This is a genomic window from Virgibacillus sp. W0181 (assembly GCF_051846915.1).
Taxonomy (GTDB): Bacteria; Bacillota; Bacilli; order Bacillales; family Amphibacillaceae; genus JBPYCR01.
Genome location: NZ_JBPYCR010000001.1, coordinates 229592 through 247868, shown reverse-complemented (window position 1 = coordinate 247868; position 18277 = coordinate 229592). Strand labels below are relative to the sequence as shown.

Sequence of the window (18277 nt, the reverse complement as noted above, 5' to 3'; positions counted from 1 at the left end):
GGATTGTTATTTCATTTATGATAATAGACAATGTTACAACTAATAATGGGAGGTTGAAATCATGAAGGTAGGTATTATTGGAGCGGGTGCGATTGCTACTTTTTTAATGAAGGAATTAAACAGAACTAAGGACTCGAATGTAAAAGTAACAAGTGTCTACGTACGCGACATCACAAAGTATAGAGCATTGGAGAAGTCGTATAATGTAAAATTGTATTCGAATATAACCGAATTTTTGAATGCACATATAGATATAGTCGTAGAAGCTGCTAATATCGATGCAGCTAAAACGTTGCTTCCTGAAATCATAAAGAAAAAAGATGTTGTGCTTATCAGCATTGGAGTTCTCGCAAACACATCTTTTTCACAATCATTGTATACATTAGCGGAACAAAATAAACGGCTTATTCATTTACCTTCTGGGGCTGTTGGCGGATTGGACCTTATCCAAAATGCGCTTGCTGCGGGTACAGTTTCTGAAGTTTCAATTACTACCAGAAAACCGGCTCATACGTTGGTCGCTGACCCCGGTGAGAATGAAGCGGTTGTATTTAAAGGGAAAGCAGCTGAAGCGATAAAGCAATTTCCTAAAAATATTAACGTTTCGATTGTTCTTTCGATAGCTGGTATAGGGATGGACGAAACGAACGTAACCATTATTGCCGATCCATCTGTCCAAAACAACATACATACAATTAATATAGTCGGTGATTTTGGCAATGCAGAATTAACAGTAACGAATAATCCGTTGCCGGAAAACCCGAAAACTAGCTATTTAGCCGCAATGAGTATTATCGGAACGTTGAAAAGGGTATCAACTAGGCTTAAAGTCGGAAGTTAATGATGCCAAAAAGTGTAGAATATTGCCTGGGAAATAATTGGATACACGAAAACGGAACTAGCTTTTTGCCTGATTGATGGCAATGGCTAGTTTTTTGTTGTTATGGTGGCTGGGAAAATGGTAACTGATTTTGGTAATCACCATTAAAGAAGATGGTAAAATAGGTCTATATTTTTATTTTTAAATTGTGCAAGACCAATGTCTTTGATGTATAAATAAATCCTTCATTATATACATGTAAAACTGAACATAAGTGCGCTGTTTAAAAGTTGATATACACACTGTACAAAAAACATTCAAATTATTAAGATTATTGGATAATGAAACCGCTGTCAATTTACTGGTACGATGAAGTAACTTAAGTGTTAGACATCACGATCATAAAAGATTAAGTTTCGGCAGGTGACCAAGGATAAACCATTCCTACCGCTTACAGCTTGAAATGTAACATCCCAGGACTGTTGCTACCTTTCAACATTGAGTCGGAAAATATGAATAAGAGGAAGCGATTAATATGAAAATGGTATTGTTGGAAGAGGAGCGGTCGCTTTTTTTTACTTAAAAAACTAAATAAATATCCTAATGGGCAGATGAGAATTAATAGTATATTTGTTAAGGATGAGGAAAAATATCAATCTATGGCTACCAATCACAATGTTCATCTGTATACCGACCCGGATTAGTTTTTGGCGTCGGATATCTATATTGTTGTTAAAGCGGCCAATATACAAGCAGTTGAAGAGTTATTTACGAAAATCATTAAAAAAAGACGTCGTACTCATCAGTGGCGGAATACTTTGGTCCCTCATTCTGGAAATGAAGCAGTTATTGTGTTCGAAGGTACCGCCTAAAGGGCGATAAAACATTTCCCGAAAAACATCAAAGTATTAATCAATTGTCCGTTGCAGGTATCGGGACGGAAAAAAATCTGTAACGTTTATTGCTGATCCGCATGCATAAAACAACATACATACTGTTGAAACAAAGGGGGGTTTTAGGAAAGCGACATTTACGATCGAGAACAGATCACTTCCTGGAAATCCTAAGACAATTCACTTGGCTGCTATGAGTATTTTGGGCACTTTGAAACGAATCTCCAGTCGTTGGAAATTGGAATCTTAATTTTCAATAATAAGTGTAGAATTTTTCCTGGGAAATATCCTACACGTTTCGATGTCATGTTCCAGGATTTTATTGTTGAATTCTCAAAGCTTGATTATTCAAGGAACGAGGATAATTTCGACTGTTTATTGATGACTAAAGCGAATTTTTATATACAAGTTGTATAAGAAATAAGTAAATAATTTAATGAAGTGGACAATGAAAACGCTGTCAGCCTTTGCTACAATAAATACATTCCTTGTCTTACTATTAATACAGTCTATAAAAAGGGGGGAGAAAGGGTTGAATGCAGTAATTACAATTAGAAAAACCCAAAAATAAGCGATGTTTCATAAACGGGCTTTGGGCCAGGGATATAGGAAATGATTCATTTTCCAAATGAGTATCTTGATAAAGTGTCTAAGATTGCTGAAATATTTGCTTTAACGTTAGTTGAGTGGTTTAAGATTGAGAGCGCATAATTATTTAAGTGCTTTTTCTCCCTTTATTTCGAAATCTAAGCTCATTACTATATTGACATATATCATTATCAATGAATAACATAAAAAGATGTGAGGTTAAAACGGAATTTCAATTCCGCCTAACGGAAATGAAGATCGCTCAAATATAAAAAGGGGGGGAACCTGGTTGTAAAAGAGGATGGTGTTCATTCTATGGACCGACCGTTAACGACATTGAAGCATTTACGCATAAGGACTCGGAAATGACGTAAAAGAAATTGCAGAAAATGCAGGTATTGTTAAGAAGTGCACAGATTAGTAAAAACATTGCAATACAGAGAGTTCTTAGATCTCAATCAAGATACAGGTAAGTATAGGTTAAGTATTAAATTCTTTTGTTAAGTGGAATCGTTATTAAAGAACAGATATTGTAAACATTTCATACTCATGGTTAACAAATTAGCGAAAGAGACAGAGCTCAATGCTAACTTAATTGTTTATGTTCAACAAAAAGTATTATGTCATGTAAATATAAAATCGTTTCTTCAGTTTGGATACGAATAATAGGTCAACGCATACTGATATATGCAGTTGCAGGTCCGAGAGTTTTTTGCCTGAACAAAAAAGGGATCATTATATAGAATTGCACCTTTATGTTGCACAGTAACTAATGATATTGGCTTTTAATAAAAGTGTGATAAATGGATAATAAGGAGGTATTTATTTTGAAAGTTAACAAATATAAATTTGGGGAAATGACATGGCCTGAAATAAAACAAGTTGTAAAAGAAGAACGAGTAGCTGTCGTACCAGTTGCAATGATTGAGGAGCATGGTTATCACTTACCCGTTGATACAGATGTTGTGCTGGCTGAAGAAGTATGTCACCGTACGGGGGCGAAAATTCCAGAGAAAATGGTAGTTGTTCCTCCAATAAATCATGGATATGCTCCTCACCAAATGGACTTTCCAGGTGTGATATCGATCAGTCAAGAGACCTTTATTCACTATGTTGTAGACGTTTGTAATAGCTTGGCCCACCAAGGCTTTAAGCGGATAGTTTTATTAAATGGCCATGGAAGTAATGTACCGTTATTAAAAGTAGCGGCTCGCCAAGTATTTCTAAAATATCCAGATGTAATGTGCGTGTCATTATCACATTGGGACTTAGACCCTGTGCGTAAAGTTGCTAAAGACATTCGAGACTCTGAAGAACCAGGTGGTATGAATCATGCCTGTGAGCTTGAAACGTCTATGTATTTAGCTATTAATGAAGGTTTAGTTCAAATGGACAAAGCTGTAAGGGATATTGATAAATATAAAATGTCTAAATATTTTTGGTTAGATATTGTCGGTACAGGCCAAGGGGTTCCCGTGGGAATGATGCCACATTGGAGCTCTATATCCAAAACTGGAGTTCTAGGTGATGCGAGACCATCAACAAAAGTAAAAGGTGAAAAATTACTAGAAGCAGCTGTTGAAGGATTCAAAGAGTTCATCAATTTAATTTTAGACCGTACAGTTGATGAGCGTGTGAACCATATAGAATCCGATGAGACGATGGATAATCTAAAAATATAAAGCTTAAAAGTACGGTAACGCTTTAATTTATGTTTGAGTATTTGAGAATGTTATAGAAATAGGTTAGAAAAAAGAACAAAAGGTAGTGTCTAGAATACCCGCAATTTTATATAACTTTATCAAAGGAGAGGTTAAAATGAGGTTTTCAAAATTATTTTTAGTATTAATTTTATTGTTACTCATGGTTATTGGAGTAGCATGTGGCGCGTCAGAAGAAGAGCAGACAGGTGGAGTCGAACAAAATGAAGAAAATTCGGCAGAAGGAGCTCAAGATAAAAGTGGTGAAAGTGAAGATGGTACTGAATTTAATTTAGTTTCCGAAGGTGAATTAACGTTTGCTGCGTCTGGCGAATTTAAACCATTTAGTTATTTAGAAGACGGTGAAATGGTGGGGTTTGATATTGCTGTAGGTGAAGCAATCGCTGAGAAGCTAGGTTTAGAATCTGTAAAAATTAAAGCTAAGTATGATGGAATCATTATGGGTGTACAAAATAAACGCTACGATATTGCTGTAGCTAGTCACACGATTACAGAAGAAAGAAAAGAAAATGTTAACTTCACACAACCTTATTATTATGCAGGTACACAAATATTCACAAGGCCAGACAGTGATATTGAAAATCCAGAAGACTTGACGGATATGGAAATTGCGGTTTCTAAAGGCTCTACATTTAAAAATGTTGCTATGGAATATACATCTGACTCAAACATTATTGAATACGACAGTGATGTAATGGCACTACAGGCGCTTTCTCAAGGTCGCCACGACGCTGTTATTACAAATAATATTACTGGATTAAAAATAATTAATGATGGTGCTGATCTAATTGGTAAAGCTTATTTGGAAGTAAATAAAGCAGGTGTTGCGGTATCTAAAGAAAATGAAGAATTACTAGACGCTGTTAAAGATGCGTTAGAAGAGCTTCAAACAAGCGGTGAAATTAAGGCGCTTGCAGAAGAGTGGGTTGGTGCTAACATCACTGAAGAACCAGAAATTGATACAGCAGAATAATAGAAATTGCATGCGCACTGAAAATGTACGCATGCAATTCTCAAAAAGGGGTGATTATAAGAGTGTCACATTTTCTAACTACTTTTGTAGAGAACTTTGACATATTTATTGATGCGGCTTTTATTACTTTAAAACTAGCTTTTTATTCCGTTACTTTTGCATTAGTTATTGGACTTGTTATTGCAATGTTAAAAATATCGAGAATCAAACCATTAACTTGGATATCGGATTTATACATATGGATTATTAGGGGTACACCATTAGTTGTTCAAGTGTTTATTCTTTACTATGGTTTAACCAATTTCTTTTTATTATCAGCTTTTTGGTCTGTATCTATTGGGTTAGCTGTTCATATTGGCGCCTACATTGCGGAAGTTATCAGAGGTACTATCCAGTCGATTGATAAAGGGCAGTTCGAAGCAGGGCGCTCATTAGGTATGAATACATTTATGACCTATCGAAAAATTATAATTCCTCAAGCTTTTCGGAGAGCAATCCCTCCTCTGGCTAACCAATTTATTATCACATTAAAAGATAGTGCAATAGCATCGTTTATTGGGGTAGAGGAATTATTTGGAGTTGCAACTGCATATGGTTCCAATGACTTTGATTTTATGACTTATTACTTAATCTCTGCTGTATATTACTTAGTAATTGTCTATATCTTTACATTTATAGTGAACAAGCTTGAGAAAAAACTATCTGCACATGACTAGGGGGGAAATTATGAGTGCCAAAAAAGAAATGATAAGGGTGGAGAAGTTAAATAAATTTTTTGGTGATCTTCATGTTCTAAAGGATGTTGACTTTTCAGTAAATGAAAGTGAAGTAGTTGTTTTGATAGGTGCTAGTGGTTCTGGTAAAAGTACTTTACTGAGGTGTTTGAATTTTTTAGAGATGAAAGATACTGGAAGCATATTTATAGATCAAAATGAAATTGACGAAAGAAAAGAAAACTTGAATTTAGTGAGACAAAGGGTAGGTATGGTTTTTCAACATTTTAATTTATTTCCACACATGACCGTCATGGAAAACGTTACATCTGGCCCGATAAATGTTAAGAAAACACCAAAATCTAAAGCGGAAAGAGAAGGGAAGGAGCTATTAAAGAAAGTAGGACTAGGTGATAAATATGATGTTTTTCCTTCAAGGTTATCAGGTGGACAAAAACAGCGTGTTGCTATTGCACGTTCCTTAGCCATGAAGCCTGATGTTATGCTGTTTGATGAACCAACTTCTGCTTTAGATCCAGAATTAGTAGGGGAAGTATTATCTACTATGAAACAACTAGCAAAAGAAGGTATGACAATGATTGTAGTCACTCATGAAATGGGTTTTGCTAGAGAAGTTGGTGATTCATTGGTATATTTACATGATGGACGAATAGTTGAAACGGGACAGCCCAAAGACATATTTAAAAATCCACGGGAAGAACGAACAAAAGAGTTTCTTGGTACGATATTATAAATATGAGAATACAATTGCATAACTTTTAGCAAAATTACGGTTTGATTTTTATATAAGTGATCACTAGCGTTGCATAAACATATTTTGATTATTCAGTAAAACTATTTATATTTCTTTAAGACAAAAAGTAAAAACCCTAATAAAGGTGACACTGTCCATTTGGTAAAGTTATACATTTAATACTTGGGTACAACGACGACATTTGTTTAAATTTAAATAGGCGTCGAGCTTTTGAAACGCTGTGTCCATATATACGACAGTTTCCACAAGGCAGCCTTTAGCCAGCGGATAATACGGAGCAATGATTTTTTGGTTCCTGTTTATAATTTAATAAGTACATGCAGACAATATGTAATCAAAGCTATTTAAATTTGCAAAGCCGTTTCGCTCATTCTGTAAAAATGCTTGATTTCTACATGTTGTTTAAGCCATTTGATAAAAAGTTCGATTGCTCAGCGCGATCGGTAAACTACATTGATTTCATCTGCTTCCAGATCAAAACGATTAGTAATTAAGTGAAGAACATTCCCTTTTGTATCTGCTACCTCAATGAGTCGAAAAACATTCTCATCCCGATTTTGAGTTGCCGATGTAGACCATTTTATCAGAGAGTACATTGAAATTAGCGGGATATTCAAACGGTTGAATGTCCCGTGTAACTGCATTTTTATTCAGTCTAGAAACGAAGAAGTATTCGTCATGCGATCAAATCGTTCATAGTCGACATAACCACGATTGAATAAATGCATGGCATCTTTTTCGTCAACCAAGACTTCCGTCTGGTTTCTGTCATGTTCGTTTGCAACCGTCATCACTGCTTTGTCTGGATAAACGGTATCTTTTGCCCATGAATACAAGCCGTAAATGTAGTTTTATACTCGCTTTAGTTTTTCGACCCTTCACCCACTTATAATGCGGTAGATTGAGCTGTAGATACTTGAATCAATGGTTTTTAATGACTCTCTTTGGGTGCAGCACCTCATTCAAAAGCGTATCACTCATTACATGTGGACTTTCTGTTTCATGTAGCTATGCTAGTAGCAGCATCTTGATATATAAAGCAGTGGTTGACTTCTTTTTTGTATAATGATCTTGTTTGGTTAAACCTACTTGCTCATCCAATTTTTAAAAATTAATAGGTCTTATCCATTTACCAAATGATAGTCTTTTAGTGTATCTTGTTCATATCAGTTATACTTTGTAATGGGATTTGGGCAGGAACCATCTGTCTCCATCATGAAGGATTTATTTGGATAAAAAGTAAATTACTGTTCATTAAGAATATTAATAATTGTTTGTTTAACTAATGCAAGACTAATGATAAGTCATGAATAAAAAAAGTGCTTAATTTGTAATTATGGTCTTAGGTGGGACGGATAGTGCAGTCCCACTTTTTCTTTAAAAAAACTTTATCAACAACTTTTCTCTCAAGTTAGCCCCCCCCTGCTACCGGCTTGCATGACTTAACGGAGGGTTTGTTATATTAGACCCAAAAGGAATTAGCTATATTAACCATTATTATGCCGATCGATTTGGAATAAGGTAACAAAGCAAGCGATAACTGCCTTTACATTTGGCGAACGGTGTGGACGAGTCGATAAGCCATCACACCTATTTGCAATTTCAATCGATCGTCGGCGGATTTAAGGTTCAACCCTGTTCTTTTTTCAATTTGATTCAAACGGTATCGTAATGTATGTCGATGGATATACAGTTGGTCGGCGGCAGTCTGGATGCTTTGGTTGTTTTTTAAATAAACATCCAATGTATCAATTAAATCGAGACTTTTATTATTTGTTGGAATAATATTTTCCAAGCAGTCCATATAAATGGTGCTTAAATCAATACCCGAATCTTTCATTTCAAGAAGCAGATCATACATCCCGAGGTCATCGTAATGAATAATATTTTTCTCTCTGTATTGAAGCAAACTGAAAAGGCTGACCGCATACCTTGCTTCCCGGGCACTTTTTGCCAGATGAACAACATTATCGTAATGTTTTCCGATGCCGATCGTTAGGGGATCATTGGGAAAAAAGTAAGACCATTGGTCATGGATTTCTTGAGCCAGTTGACGGCAGTACGTCCTGATTTTACGTTTAGTTTCCCCGGTAACGTTCGTTAACAATATTAATGAATCCATTTTTGCTTGTATAAGATGTTGCTTGTTTTTTTGATTTAAAAGCTGCTCAAGGACATGGTACAATTTGTCGTTCCGTTTTTTGCTATCCTTGTTCTTTTTCGGAAATCTAAAGTAAAAGACAGCTTGTTTCAATGACAAATCATAGCCGAGCATTTTGCCATCTTCCATAATGGTATCTTTGTTTGTGAAGTTTCGATTAAAAATATCTTTTAAGAAGTCACCTTGGAGACGCATTTTTGTTTCCTCAACTGCTTCTCTTTTTAAAAATTCAATGGCATAGATCGTTGCGGTATGACCAACTGCTATCTCATCCAGTTCTTTCCACTGTTTGGTTGGCTTTATAATGACGACCCAGCCATAACAGGCTTGTTTGGCTATGATGGGATAAATGGTCATTGTGTATGGGCCTACCTTTTTATGTGTGGTAGTTTCCTCTGCTGAACTTTGTATCAAATCTTTTTGAATGTTTATTTTCAAGTCTTCCAGTTTAACGATCGGTTTTTTATCGAACGTAACATCGATGTTTTGTTTAGTGTAATGGACCACTTCATAAAAATCGTTGTAAATTAGGGTCGTTGCAGATGTCAGTTCGGCCAATGTATTAGTAATTTCAGTCAAGCCCTGATTGTTCAGGACGAGATTGGTCAATTTACGATGAATCGTATTGGAGAATTCCAAAAGGTGCATTTGGTTATTGACGATTTGTTCCAAGAGCCCCTTCGTAATAACGGAAAAATTAATATCTGTAGGTATTTCAATCAGGGGTAATCCACTTTTGTTAGCTGCCGTTATAAAGCTTTCCGGAATTTCCTTCATGTAAAAGCTAGTATTAATGGCAATTCCGGATAATTTGTTGGAAGTTAGCAATTTATAAAACTCATTTAGACGATCTTCATTTTCGTTCATACCAAAGGCAGTTGTAATCAGGAACTCCCCATCTTGCAGTCGGTGCATATCATCGAGGACTTCAACAATTGTTACCCATTTAATCGTATTGTTCAACCCTTTGTGTCCGGCAATCAATTTTGTATCTTTCATTACTGGTAATTTCAGTGCTTCGGAAATATGAATAGCCATCTTTACCTCCTTCTTTTTCTCTATTATACATAGTGTATAACTAAATGAGCGGAATTTCTATTGTGAAGTCGAATGGAACGTTTAATGTGATCCGATATAATTTGATTAACCCTGGCAAATCGAGATTGCAATATATAAAAATAGTTATCTCTGATTATATACAGTAGCAGATTACAAACAATTATTTGACGAGAGGTGAGCATGTGGAAAGATCCCATTTAATTAAACCGATTTTAGATGTCGATTATCCTGTCGCAACTTACGGGAAAGGGATATATTTATATGATCAAGAAGGAAAAAAATATTTAGATGGTTCATCAGGTGCTGTTACGGCATCGATTGGCCATGGGGTGACTGAAGTTGTCGAGGCAATGAAAGAACAAGCAGACAAAGTATCATTTGTTTACCGGTCCCAGTTTGCAAATAATCCAGCGGAAAAATTGGCTAAAAAGTTGAGTGAAATAACGCCCGGTGACCTAAACTGGTCCTTTTTTGTCAACAGTGGTTCGGAAGCAACTGAAACAGCGATGAAGATCGCCATTCAATATTGGCAAGAAAAAGGAAAATATACGAAAAATAAAATCATTTCCCGCTGGATGAGTTATCACGGCATTACATTGGCGGCGTTATCAATGTCAGGATATAACGAAAGACGGGAGCGTTTTACCCAAATATTGGAACAATATCCTACAGTATCTGCACCTTACGAGTATAGACAACCGCGGAATGAAAGCGGTTTATCCGCAAACGAGTTTTATGCGGAGGAATTGGAAAGAGAAATTCATAGACTAGGAAAAGATCATGTAGCTGCATTTATTGCGGAACCGATTGTAGGAGCGGCAGGTGGTGCCCTAACACCATCCGATGGGTATTATCAAGCAATCAAGGAAGTTTGTGAACGGAATGATATTTTATTTATAGCAGATGAAGTAATGACCGGCATGGGTCGGACAGGGAAAATGTTTGCTATTGAACATTGGGCGCCTGTCATTCCTGACTTAATAACGACAGGAAAAGGGATGACAGGTGGTTATACCCCAATGGCAGCCGCTTTGGTTAGTGATCGGATTATGGATCCTATTTTGAAAGGTTCCAAATTAATCATGAGCGGGCATACTTTTAGTGCAAATCCACAATCAGCCGCGGTTTCCCTTGCAGTACTGAATTATATGGAAAAGCATCAGTTAGTGAGAAATTCTGCTGAAAATGGAGTGTACCTGTTTTCTAAAATTGAAGGGTTGGCCGCTTCATCCAAAATTATCGGAGATGTTCGAGGTAAGGGATTATTCGTGGGGATTGAGTTTGTTGCCGACAAAAGGACTAAAGAACCATTTGATAGAGAGATTCAGCTAACGAATACCATTGTTAAACAGGCATTTGAAAATGGGTTGCTCGTTTATCCGGCTGCGGCAGGTGTGAATGGTATAAACGGAAGTGCAATTATTATTGCCCCTCCATTAATCATTACAAAAGCTGAAATTGATGAACTGATCTTACAGTTAGATAAAACTTTCATGGAAGTCGAACAAAAGCTGATAGATAAAGGACATTTAAATATGGATGGGAAGGTGAAAATGCAATGAACAAAATATGTTCCGTAAAAGAAGCAGTTAATATTTTACAAAGTGGAATGACACTGATGATCGGAGGGTTCGGTGGTGTCGGAAATCCACCGACAATGATTCAAGCAATTTTGGACCGTGATATCAATGAGCTTACGATTATAGCAAATGACGCCGGTTTCCCTGAAGTAGGTGTTGGGCGGCTTGTGACAAACGGCAAAGTCAAAAAATTAGTTGCTTCACATATTGGATCCAATCCGGTAGCTGGGAAGTTAATGCATGACGAAAAAATGGAAGTTGTTTTTTATCCGCAGGGAACACTTGTAGAAAAGATCCGAGCAGGTGGTGTCGGGCTGGGCGGTGTACTTGTCGATGTCGGAATAGACGGAATGGCAGCTGAAGGAAGAGAAAGGGTTCATATCAAGGAACAACCTTTTTTAGTAGAACCTGCCTTAACTGCAGACGTTTCCATTGTACATGCGAAGCAGGCCGATCATTTTGGAAATCTTATTTTTGATAAAAGTGCACGAAGTACCAACCCGTTAGTAGCGATGGCTGGAAATATAACAATAGCAGAAGTGGATGAAATTGTCCCAACAGGAGAAATTGACCCGGAGGCGATCGTGACACCAGGAGCATATGTGGACAAAATTATTTTAAGTGAAGGAGTGAATTGGAAATGGGCATGGGAGTGAACGTGCGTCATCAAATAGCTGCACGAGCGGCAAAAGAAATTAAGGATGGAATGATTGTAAATCTTGGCATCGGTATGCCGACCTTAGTTTCCAATTATTTGCCGGATACAATGGGCGTGATGTTTCATGCTGAAAACGGTGTGCTCGGAAGCGGACCCGCTCCGAAAAAGGGCGAGGAGGATGCTAATTTATGTAATGCAGGTGGGCTCCCGGTGACCGTTGTTCCAGGAGCCTCTTACTTTGACAGTACGATGGCATTCGGAATTATTCGCCGTGGCCTCTTAGATGTAACAATACTGGGTGCTTTTGAAGTAAATGAATATGGAGACCTGGCCAACTGGATCGTACCGGGAAAAATTGTTTCCGGAATGGGAGGGGCCATAGAGCTTGCTCAAAAGGCAAAAAAAGTTATCGTATTAATGCGTCACGTTGATAAGAAAGGGAATTCCAAAATCGTCGAACGTTGCTCCTTGCCATTGACGGCAAAGCGAAGTGTAGACTTAATCATCACAGACATGGCTGTTATTCAAGTGGATGCAAAAGGATTAACTTTACTCGAAGTAATGGAGCCGTACAGTGTCGATGAAGTGATTGCCAATACGGTAGCTCCGTTAACTATTTCTGAGGAAGTAACTTCAGTTTCGGTAAAAGGATAGGGCAAGAAGCTTATGTCTATTCGGATTATCGTATGGAAAATTAACAGTGATGCACCATACCCTTTCTTGAATACCCAATCTTTGATCAAAGATCAGAAAGCATAAATTTTGCGCATAGCTGTCTAGCTTAAGCGCCCAGCCCCTCGAGGTCTTAAGCAATAATTCTTCGTGACAAAAACCGTCACTACGAGTTCTTGCTTAAGCTATGCCTGAGGCTGACCAGGGCGCTTGCGCTTTTCTAACTGTTTTTACAGTTATGTTATTTTGACGAGGAGGTTTGCAAATGACAGAAGTAGTTATTGTTTCAGGAGTTCGGACAGCGGTAGGAGCTTTTGGAAAGTCATTAAGGCAAGTTGAAGCGAAAGAACTTGCCCGACAGGTTTTTGAAGCGTTAATAGAAAAGTCTTCTGTATCGAAAACGGACATAAACGAAGTGATCGTAGGGCAAGGCTATGTACATGGGGGAGGACTGAATACCGCTAGAATTGCCTCCCAACAAGCCGGGTTTCCAAAAGAAGTCCCGGCATATGTCGTAATTAAAGCATGCGGATCCAGTTTAAAAGCAATAACAAATGGAGCTGCTAGCATTGCATCCGGTCAGGAGGAAGTTATTATCGCCGGAGGTACGGAAAGCATGAGTAATGTTCCGTATCTCGTGAAAAATCGCTGGGGATCAAAGTTTGGAAATGTTCAAATGGAAGATGCGCTTTTGACGGATGGGCTTACATGCTCTCTTGGAAATGAGCATATGGGAGTGACGGCAGAAAGGCTTGCGCAAAAATATGACATTTCCCGAGAAGAACAGGATCAATTTGCCTATCAAAGTCATCAAAAAGCAATACGAGCGATAGAAGCAGGTAAATTTCGAGAGGAAATTGCTCCGGTGAAGATGACGAATAGAGGAAAACCTAGTGTGTTTTCAACTGATGAATCTGTTCGTTATGATATTAACTTGGACAGATTAGCTCACTTGCCTGCGGTTTTTAAAAAGGACGGATTCGTTTCAGCAGGAAATGCTTGTCCGATGAATGATGGGGCTGCAGCTGCTTTGCTTATGTCCAAAGAAGCGGCGGAAGCAAAGGGGTTGCAGCCGCTTGTAAAAATAAAAGCGTATGCCAGTGCCGGGGTGGATCATGAAATAATGGGGATAGGTCCTGTTCCCGCAACAAGAAAAGCACTGCAAAAAGCAGGCTTATCACTGGAAGATATTGGTCTAATTGAATTAAATGAAGCGTTTGCTGCACAAGCGCTCGCAGTAATAAAAGAATTAAAATTGCAGCCGGACAAAGTAAATGTGAATGGTGGAGCTATTGCACTTGGTCATCCGGTAGGTGCAACCGGTGCAAAATTAACAGTTACACTTATGAATGAAATGATCCGTTCCAAAATCCGTTATGGAATGGTAACATTATGTATGGCTGGGGGAATGGGAATCAGTGTAATTTACGAAAATATGAATTTGTAAAAAAGGACGGGTTAAGATGAAAGATCAATTACGTAACTGGATAAAAGAAAACCAGGAAGAAAGTATTCGTCTTTTGCAGAAGCTTGTACAATTACCGAGCACACAAGGCAAAGAAAAAGAAGTACAGGATTTCGTAGCAATAAAGCTTTCTGATCTGGGGTTTGATGTCGATCTTTGGGAACTTGACGGTAAAGAATTAAAAAAACATCCGTATTTTTATTCCTCAAGGGAAACGTTCGAAGGGAGCCCGAATGTTGTCGGTGTTTTGAAGGGCAGTGGAAAGGGCCGTTCCATTATTTTAAATGGACACGTCGATGTCGTGCCGGCAGGAGATGTGAAACAATGGGAGCATGGGCCATATAGTGGCAATATTAGTGATGGCAAATTGTACGGGCGTGGTTCCACCGATATGAAAGGTGGAAATGCAGCACTCATGATTGCGATGGAAGCGATTCGGTCGCTCGACATCCAGCTGAAAGGGGATGTCATTTTCCAAAGTGTTGTTGAAGAGGAAAGTGGTGGCGCTGGTACGTTGGCTGCTGTATTAAAAGGATATACAGCAGATGCAGCTATTATTCCTGAGCCGACCAATATGAAAATTTTTCCGAAACAGCAAGGATCAAAATGGTTTCGAATTACAGTAAAGGGCCGCACAGCACATGGTGGAACGCGTTATCTTGGTGTAAGCGCAATTGATAAAAGCTTTCAAGTTGTTGAGCATATTAAAAAACTGGAAAAAGTGAGAAATGATCGTATTGATGATCCGTTGTATGATGCTACGCCCGTACCAATCCCGATCAATATAGGTAAAATTGAAGGTGGGGACTGGCCTTCATCCGTACCTGATGTGGTTCAATTGGAAGGACGCATTGGAATCGCTCCAAATGAAAGCATAGAAGATGCACAACAGGAACTGGAAGCATGGATCGAAAAGTTGGATGAAACGGATGAATGGTTTAAAGAAAGTCCTGTTGAATTAGATTGGTTTGGCGCGCGGTGGGTGCCGGGTGAAATAGCCAATGACCACCCGCTTATGGAAGCATTAACGAACAACTATTCAAATGTGCTTGGAGGGCAACCGACAGTCGAAGCTTCTCCTTGGGGCACCGATGGGGGATTACTCACGCAAGTAGGCAATACTCCTTCCGTCGTATTTGGACCTGGGGTCACAAGCATGGCCCACTTCCCGAATGAGTATATTGAGCTGGAAAAGATTTTTCAAGCAGCTGAAGTTATTGCTGGAACGATTATCGATTGGTGTGGCGTCGATAAATAGACCGGCAGAGGAATGCCATATGTTTAGTAATTTTTGAAATCGCTTATAAAGTACGATATACTTATCGATGTTATGTAAATAATGAAAGGAGAAATGCAGCATGATCGTAAAATCATTGGAAGACATAGCAGGAACAGAAGACGAAACATCAGGTGAAACATGGACGAGCCGCCGTTTTATCATGAAAAAGGATAACGTTGGTTTCAGCATGAATGACACGATTATCAAAGCAGGTACAGAAAGCTATTTCTGGTACAAAAACCATATCGAAGCTGTTTATTGTATCGAAGGAGAAGGCGAAGTGGAAACACTTGCGGACGGAAAAGTATATCCGCTTAAAGCCGGCACAATGTATCTTTTGGATAAGAATGACAAACATTACTTACGAGCAAAAACACAAATGAGAATGGTTTGTGTATTTAACCCACCGCTTGTAGGAACAGAAACACATGATGAAGATGGAGTTTATCCATTATTAACAGAGTAAAAACGGTGAAGGGGCTGGCAATTGTCAGTCTCTTTTGTTTATTGGATTTCTAAAACTGCAAGCCATGATGTCCAAGAAAGATGCGGTCGCCATGAAACGGTCTTTAATATACGGAAATCCTGTAACCTCGGCAGACGCTCATGTAATATATGTTTCCGTATCTTTTGCTTGTAAAAGTTTCCCTCGCCGTTGTATATAGAAAATCTCCTATTAGGCTTAAAACTTCCGCCAAGGTGTTAATCTATTATCATCTTCAAGTATTAAAGATATCTTATTAATGTCGTTGGACCATACTTTGAAAGCGTTGTGAAACATATTGATGAAAAGACAGATATACTTAAAGGTCCATTAGAAGACCAACAAAGGGTTATTGATACTCTATCGGTTAGGTCTGTGAAGCAGGAAGGCAAAATACTAGGCATTAAACACATTGTGAACCAGCAATAAAAGCTGTTTTTCTCTTTTTACAGATTTTCCGAACGAGAAAGCCCATGCAGGCCGGAGCCCGTCTTTAGACATGGGATGAGAGTGGGGACGCCCAAAGCTGTCCAATAAACAAACTTTCATCGGTAAAAATGAATTAAAAAATATTTGAAAATGCTTGTCTTGTCTTGTTCAATAGGTTATAATGAGAACAAATGTTCCTGTTGGAGGTTTTCAAATGTCTAAAAGACGTTCCCCAAGCTTTGTTCTGTCCCTGGAATTAAGAAAGGATCCGGCGCTTTTCTCCGTTATTGCCAACAACTTGGAAATCTGCCGTGTCATGTACAATACTGTCCTTGGCTCATACCTTAAATTGGAAACCCAAATGAAACGTGAAAGAAAATATAAGAAATACATCCGACAGTGGAAGGCTGTATCCAAAAAACTGGAACAGGATCATGAAAATCCATCATTGATACAGGATAAAAAACATATTGAAGCACAATTAAGTGATTTGCGGAAAAAATATCAACTCACAGAATACGCCTCCCATCATTGGGTGAAACCCGTTCGGCAACACTTTGGAAACAGGGTCAACGCCGCCTTTGCCCAAAAAACGGTTTCAAGGGCGTGGTTTGCCTTTCGTGAGAAGCTATTCGGCAAAGCACAAAAAGTTCACTTCATTCAAAAAGGGAAGATGAAGAGTTTTGAAGGGAAAACAAATGACACCGGTTGGCGATATATCGACAGGCATATCGTGTATAAAGATCTGCGTACGTCTCTGATCATCAAGAAGCATGATGCCTATGCGCAGCAAGTTATATCAGCGATCGAGGAAAAAGAGCCGTTTTCCTATACGACTCGGGATAAAGGCGGAACGAAAACGATTGATGATCACACAAGGGTCAAATATGTTCGTATTGTTCAAAAAAAAATTAGAGGCAAGATCCGTTATTTTGCTGATCTGGTTATCAACGGCTACCCACCCTCAAAAGGAAAGGCCATTGGAAAGGGTAGAGTAGGCCTGGATATTGGCACATCATCCCTTGCCGTCTCTTCTTTATCACATGTATCACTCGTTAATTTGGCGGAAGACGTTCAGCCGGTTTCCGACAAAATTAGGTTGGTGCAGCGGAAAATGGACCGCTCGAAACGTGCGATGAATCCAGAAAATTATCATGCGGATGGAACGATCAAAAGAGGAATGAAAACGTGGGTATTTTCCAAACGTTATCATATCCTCCGGTCAAGTTTAAAAGCGTTACACCGCAAACAGGCGGTGATTCGAAAACAATCCCACCAGCGATTGGCCAATGAAATTCTCGGTTTCGGGAATCAATTTAATATCGAGACGATGAACTTCAAGGCATTGCACCTGCGAAAAAAGGAAACAACGATCTCCGCAAAGACGGGTAAATATATCCGTAAGAGACGTTTCGGCAAAACGATTGGCCACCGGGCACCCGCCATGTTTGTAAGCATACTGGAAGAGAAGGCCAAGCGATTGGGCGGTTCGTTACTCAAGGTGAACACACACCGATTTAAAGCAAGTCAATACTGCCACCAACGCAATACATATGTTAAAAAGCCATTATCCGAGCGGTGGCATAGAATAGATGAAGGCATCTGTATTCAACGCGATCTATACGCCGCTTTTCTGTTGATGAATTCCAATGCTAAGGGAACAAAAGCAGACCGAAAGAAATGTCTGGCAACATTTGACTCTTTTAAACGCCTGCATAATCAGGAAGTCCGGCAAATTGTCAATCAGCAAAAAATAATTTTCAACTCAGGAATACGGTTCCAATCATAACTAATCAGAGGCGAATCCCCATAGGCGGTGTGATGCCACCGGGCTTGTGAAAGCCAAAAGATGCGGTCGTTAATGGCAACAGAGGTTGCTTTGGCCAGCGAACGTTCTGAAGGACATTTGTCCAGTGCCTTGAACTGCCCCAAATGCCGAGTGTATGCACATACAACTGTGGCTGCCGGTCGGGAGAAGGCAAATGGACTTTAGAACCCCACTGCTTT

The 18277-nt window shown here is 38.7% G+C and carries 15 protein-coding genes and 1 pseudogene; 14 read left to right on the top strand and 2 right to left on the bottom strand.

Going from position 1 to position 18277, the window contains the following annotated elements; genetic code table 11:
• The first annotated feature begins 61 nt into the window (after positions 1 to 61).
• The 6 genes from nadX (at position 62) to ACLIBG_RS01155 (ending at position 6462) form a co-directional block, all read left to right on the top strand.
• Complete coding sequence (gene nadX / locus ACLIBG_RS01180) at positions 62 to 841, top strand: aspartate dehydrogenase (RefSeq protein ID WP_439310852.1); 780 nt, start codon at positions 62 to 64, stop codon at positions 839 to 841.
• Between the two features lie 966 nt (positions 842 to 1807).
• Complete coding sequence (locus tag ACLIBG_RS01175; RefSeq protein ID WP_439310891.1) at positions 1808 to 1963, top strand: aspartate dehydrogenase domain-containing protein; 156 nt, start codon at positions 1808 to 1810, stop codon at positions 1961 to 1963.
• Between the two features lie 1165 nt (positions 1964 to 3128).
• Positions 3129 to 3983, top strand: coding sequence for a creatininase family protein (locus tag ACLIBG_RS01170; protein ID WP_439310851.1), 855 nt, complete (start codon positions 3129 to 3131; stop codon positions 3981 to 3983).
• Between the two features lie 136 nt (positions 3984 to 4119).
• Positions 4120 to 4995, top strand: a complete 876-nt coding sequence (locus ACLIBG_RS01165; protein WP_439310850.1) for a transporter substrate-binding domain-containing protein — start codon at positions 4120 to 4122, stop codon at positions 4993 to 4995.
• Positions 4996 to 5018: 23 nt separating this feature from the next.
• Positions 5019 to 5711, top strand: coding sequence for an amino acid ABC transporter permease (locus tag ACLIBG_RS01160; RefSeq protein ID WP_439310849.1), 693 nt, complete (start codon positions 5019 to 5021; stop codon positions 5709 to 5711).
• 28 nt (positions 5712 to 5739) lie between these two features.
• Positions 5740 to 6462 carry an amino acid ABC transporter ATP-binding protein gene (locus tag ACLIBG_RS01155; protein ID WP_439310889.1) on the top strand — a complete coding sequence of 241 codons (723 nt, stop codon included), beginning with the start codon at positions 5740 to 5742 and terminating at the stop codon, positions 6460 to 6462.
• A gap of 212 nt (positions 6463 to 6674) precedes the next feature.
• Here ACLIBG_RS01155 and ACLIBG_RS01150 read toward each other — a convergent pair.
• Together ACLIBG_RS01150 and ACLIBG_RS01145 are read right to left on the bottom strand one after the other, a co-directional pair.
• Positions 6675 to 7608, bottom strand: a pseudogene (locus ACLIBG_RS01150) (IS4 family transposase).
• A 421-nt stretch (positions 7609 to 8029) separates the two neighbouring features.
• Positions 8030 to 9682 carry a PucR family transcriptional regulator gene (locus tag ACLIBG_RS01145; RefSeq protein ID WP_439310848.1) on the bottom strand — a complete coding sequence of 551 codons (1653 nt, stop codon included), beginning with the start codon at positions 9680 to 9682 and terminating at the stop codon, positions 8030 to 8032.
• Between the two features lie 203 nt (positions 9683 to 9885).
• Here ACLIBG_RS01145 and ACLIBG_RS01140 point away from each other — a divergent pair, with 203 nt between their 5' ends.
• The 8 genes from ACLIBG_RS01140 to ACLIBG_RS01105 all read left to right on the top strand — a co-directional run bounded on the left by ACLIBG_RS01140 (position 9886) and on the right by ACLIBG_RS01105 (position 18263).
• Positions 9886 to 11265, top strand: coding sequence for an aspartate aminotransferase family protein (locus ACLIBG_RS01140; RefSeq protein ID WP_439310847.1), 1380 nt, complete (start codon positions 9886 to 9888; stop codon positions 11263 to 11265).
• Positions 11262 to 11939, top strand: a complete 678-nt coding sequence (locus ACLIBG_RS01135; protein WP_439310846.1) for a CoA transferase subunit A — start codon at positions 11262 to 11264, stop codon at positions 11937 to 11939. The genes ACLIBG_RS01140 and ACLIBG_RS01135 overlap by 4 nt, the downstream gene beginning before the upstream one ends.
• Positions 11924 to 12595: a 3-oxoacid CoA-transferase subunit B gene (locus tag ACLIBG_RS01130; protein WP_439310845.1), complete on the top strand. Its 672-nt coding sequence runs from the start codon at positions 11924 to 11926 to the stop codon at positions 12593 to 12595. Before ACLIBG_RS01135 ends, ACLIBG_RS01130 begins: the two co-directional genes overlap by 16 nt.
• A gap of 283 nt (positions 12596 to 12878) precedes the next feature.
• The gene (locus tag ACLIBG_RS01125; protein ID WP_439310844.1) at positions 12879 to 14060 is read left to right on the top strand and encodes a thiolase family protein; all 1182 of its coding nucleotides are present in this window, start codon (positions 12879 to 12881) and stop codon (positions 14058 to 14060) included.
• Positions 14061 to 14076: 16 nt separating this feature from the next.
• On the top strand, positions 14077 to 15336 hold the full coding sequence (locus ACLIBG_RS01120) for a peptidase (protein WP_439310843.1): 1260 nt from the start codon (positions 14077 to 14079) through the stop codon (positions 15334 to 15336).
• A gap of 100 nt (positions 15337 to 15436) precedes the next feature.
• Entirely contained in the window at positions 15437 to 15823 is a 387-nt protein-coding gene (locus tag ACLIBG_RS01115) for an ectoine synthase (protein ID WP_439310842.1), read from the top strand.
• 661 nt (positions 15824 to 16484) lie between these two features.
• Positions 16485 to 18059: an RNA-guided endonuclease TnpB family protein gene (locus tag ACLIBG_RS01110; RefSeq protein ID WP_439310841.1), complete on the top strand. Its 1575-nt coding sequence runs from the start codon at positions 16485 to 16487 to the stop codon at positions 18057 to 18059.
• A 72-nt stretch (positions 18060 to 18131) separates the two neighbouring features.
• The gene (locus tag ACLIBG_RS01105; RefSeq protein WP_439310894.1) at positions 18132 to 18263 is read left to right on the top strand and encodes a hypothetical protein; all 132 of its coding nucleotides are present in this window, start codon (positions 18132 to 18134) and stop codon (positions 18261 to 18263) included.
• The last annotated feature ends 14 nt before the right edge of the window (positions 18264 to 18277 follow it).

Bases quoted from the DNA above. Each gene is read 5' to 3' on its own strand.
- nadX (WP_439310852.1), top strand. From the start codon at position 62: ATGAAGGTAGGTATTATTGGAGCGGGTGCGATTGCTACTTTTTTAATG.
- ACLIBG_RS01165 (WP_439310850.1), top strand. From the start codon at position 4,120: ATGAGGTTTTCAAAATTATTTTTAGTATTAATTTTATTGTTACTCATG.
- ACLIBG_RS01160 (WP_439310849.1), top strand. From the start codon at position 5,019: ATGTACGCATGCAATTCTCAAAAAGGGGTGATTATAAGAGTGTCACAT.
- ACLIBG_RS01155 (WP_439310889.1), top strand. From the start codon at position 5,740: ATGATAAGGGTGGAGAAGTTAAATAAATTTTTTGGTGATCTTCATGTT.
- ACLIBG_RS01145 (WP_439310848.1), bottom strand. From the start codon at position 9,682: ATGGCTATTCATATTTCCGAAGCACTGAAATTACCAGTAATGAAAGAT.
- ACLIBG_RS01135 (WP_439310846.1), top strand. From the start codon at position 11,262: ATGAACAAAATATGTTCCGTAAAAGAAGCAGTTAATATTTTACAAAGT.
- ACLIBG_RS01130 (WP_439310845.1), top strand. From the start codon at position 11,924: ATGGGCATGGGAGTGAACGTGCGTCATCAAATAGCTGCACGAGCGGCA.
- ACLIBG_RS01125 (WP_439310844.1), top strand. From the start codon at position 12,879: ATGACAGAAGTAGTTATTGTTTCAGGAGTTCGGACAGCGGTAGGAGCT.
- ACLIBG_RS01120 (WP_439310843.1), top strand. From the start codon at position 14,077: ATGAAAGATCAATTACGTAACTGGATAAAAGAAAACCAGGAAGAAAGT.
- ACLIBG_RS01115 (WP_439310842.1), top strand. From the start codon at position 15,437: ATGATCGTAAAATCATTGGAAGACATAGCAGGAACAGAAGACGAAACA.
- ACLIBG_RS01110 (WP_439310841.1), top strand. From the start codon at position 16,485: ATGTCTAAAAGACGTTCCCCAAGCTTTGTTCTGTCCCTGGAATTAAGA.
- ACLIBG_RS01105 (WP_439310894.1), top strand. From the start codon at position 18,132: ATGGCAACAGAGGTTGCTTTGGCCAGCGAACGTTCTGAAGGACATTTG.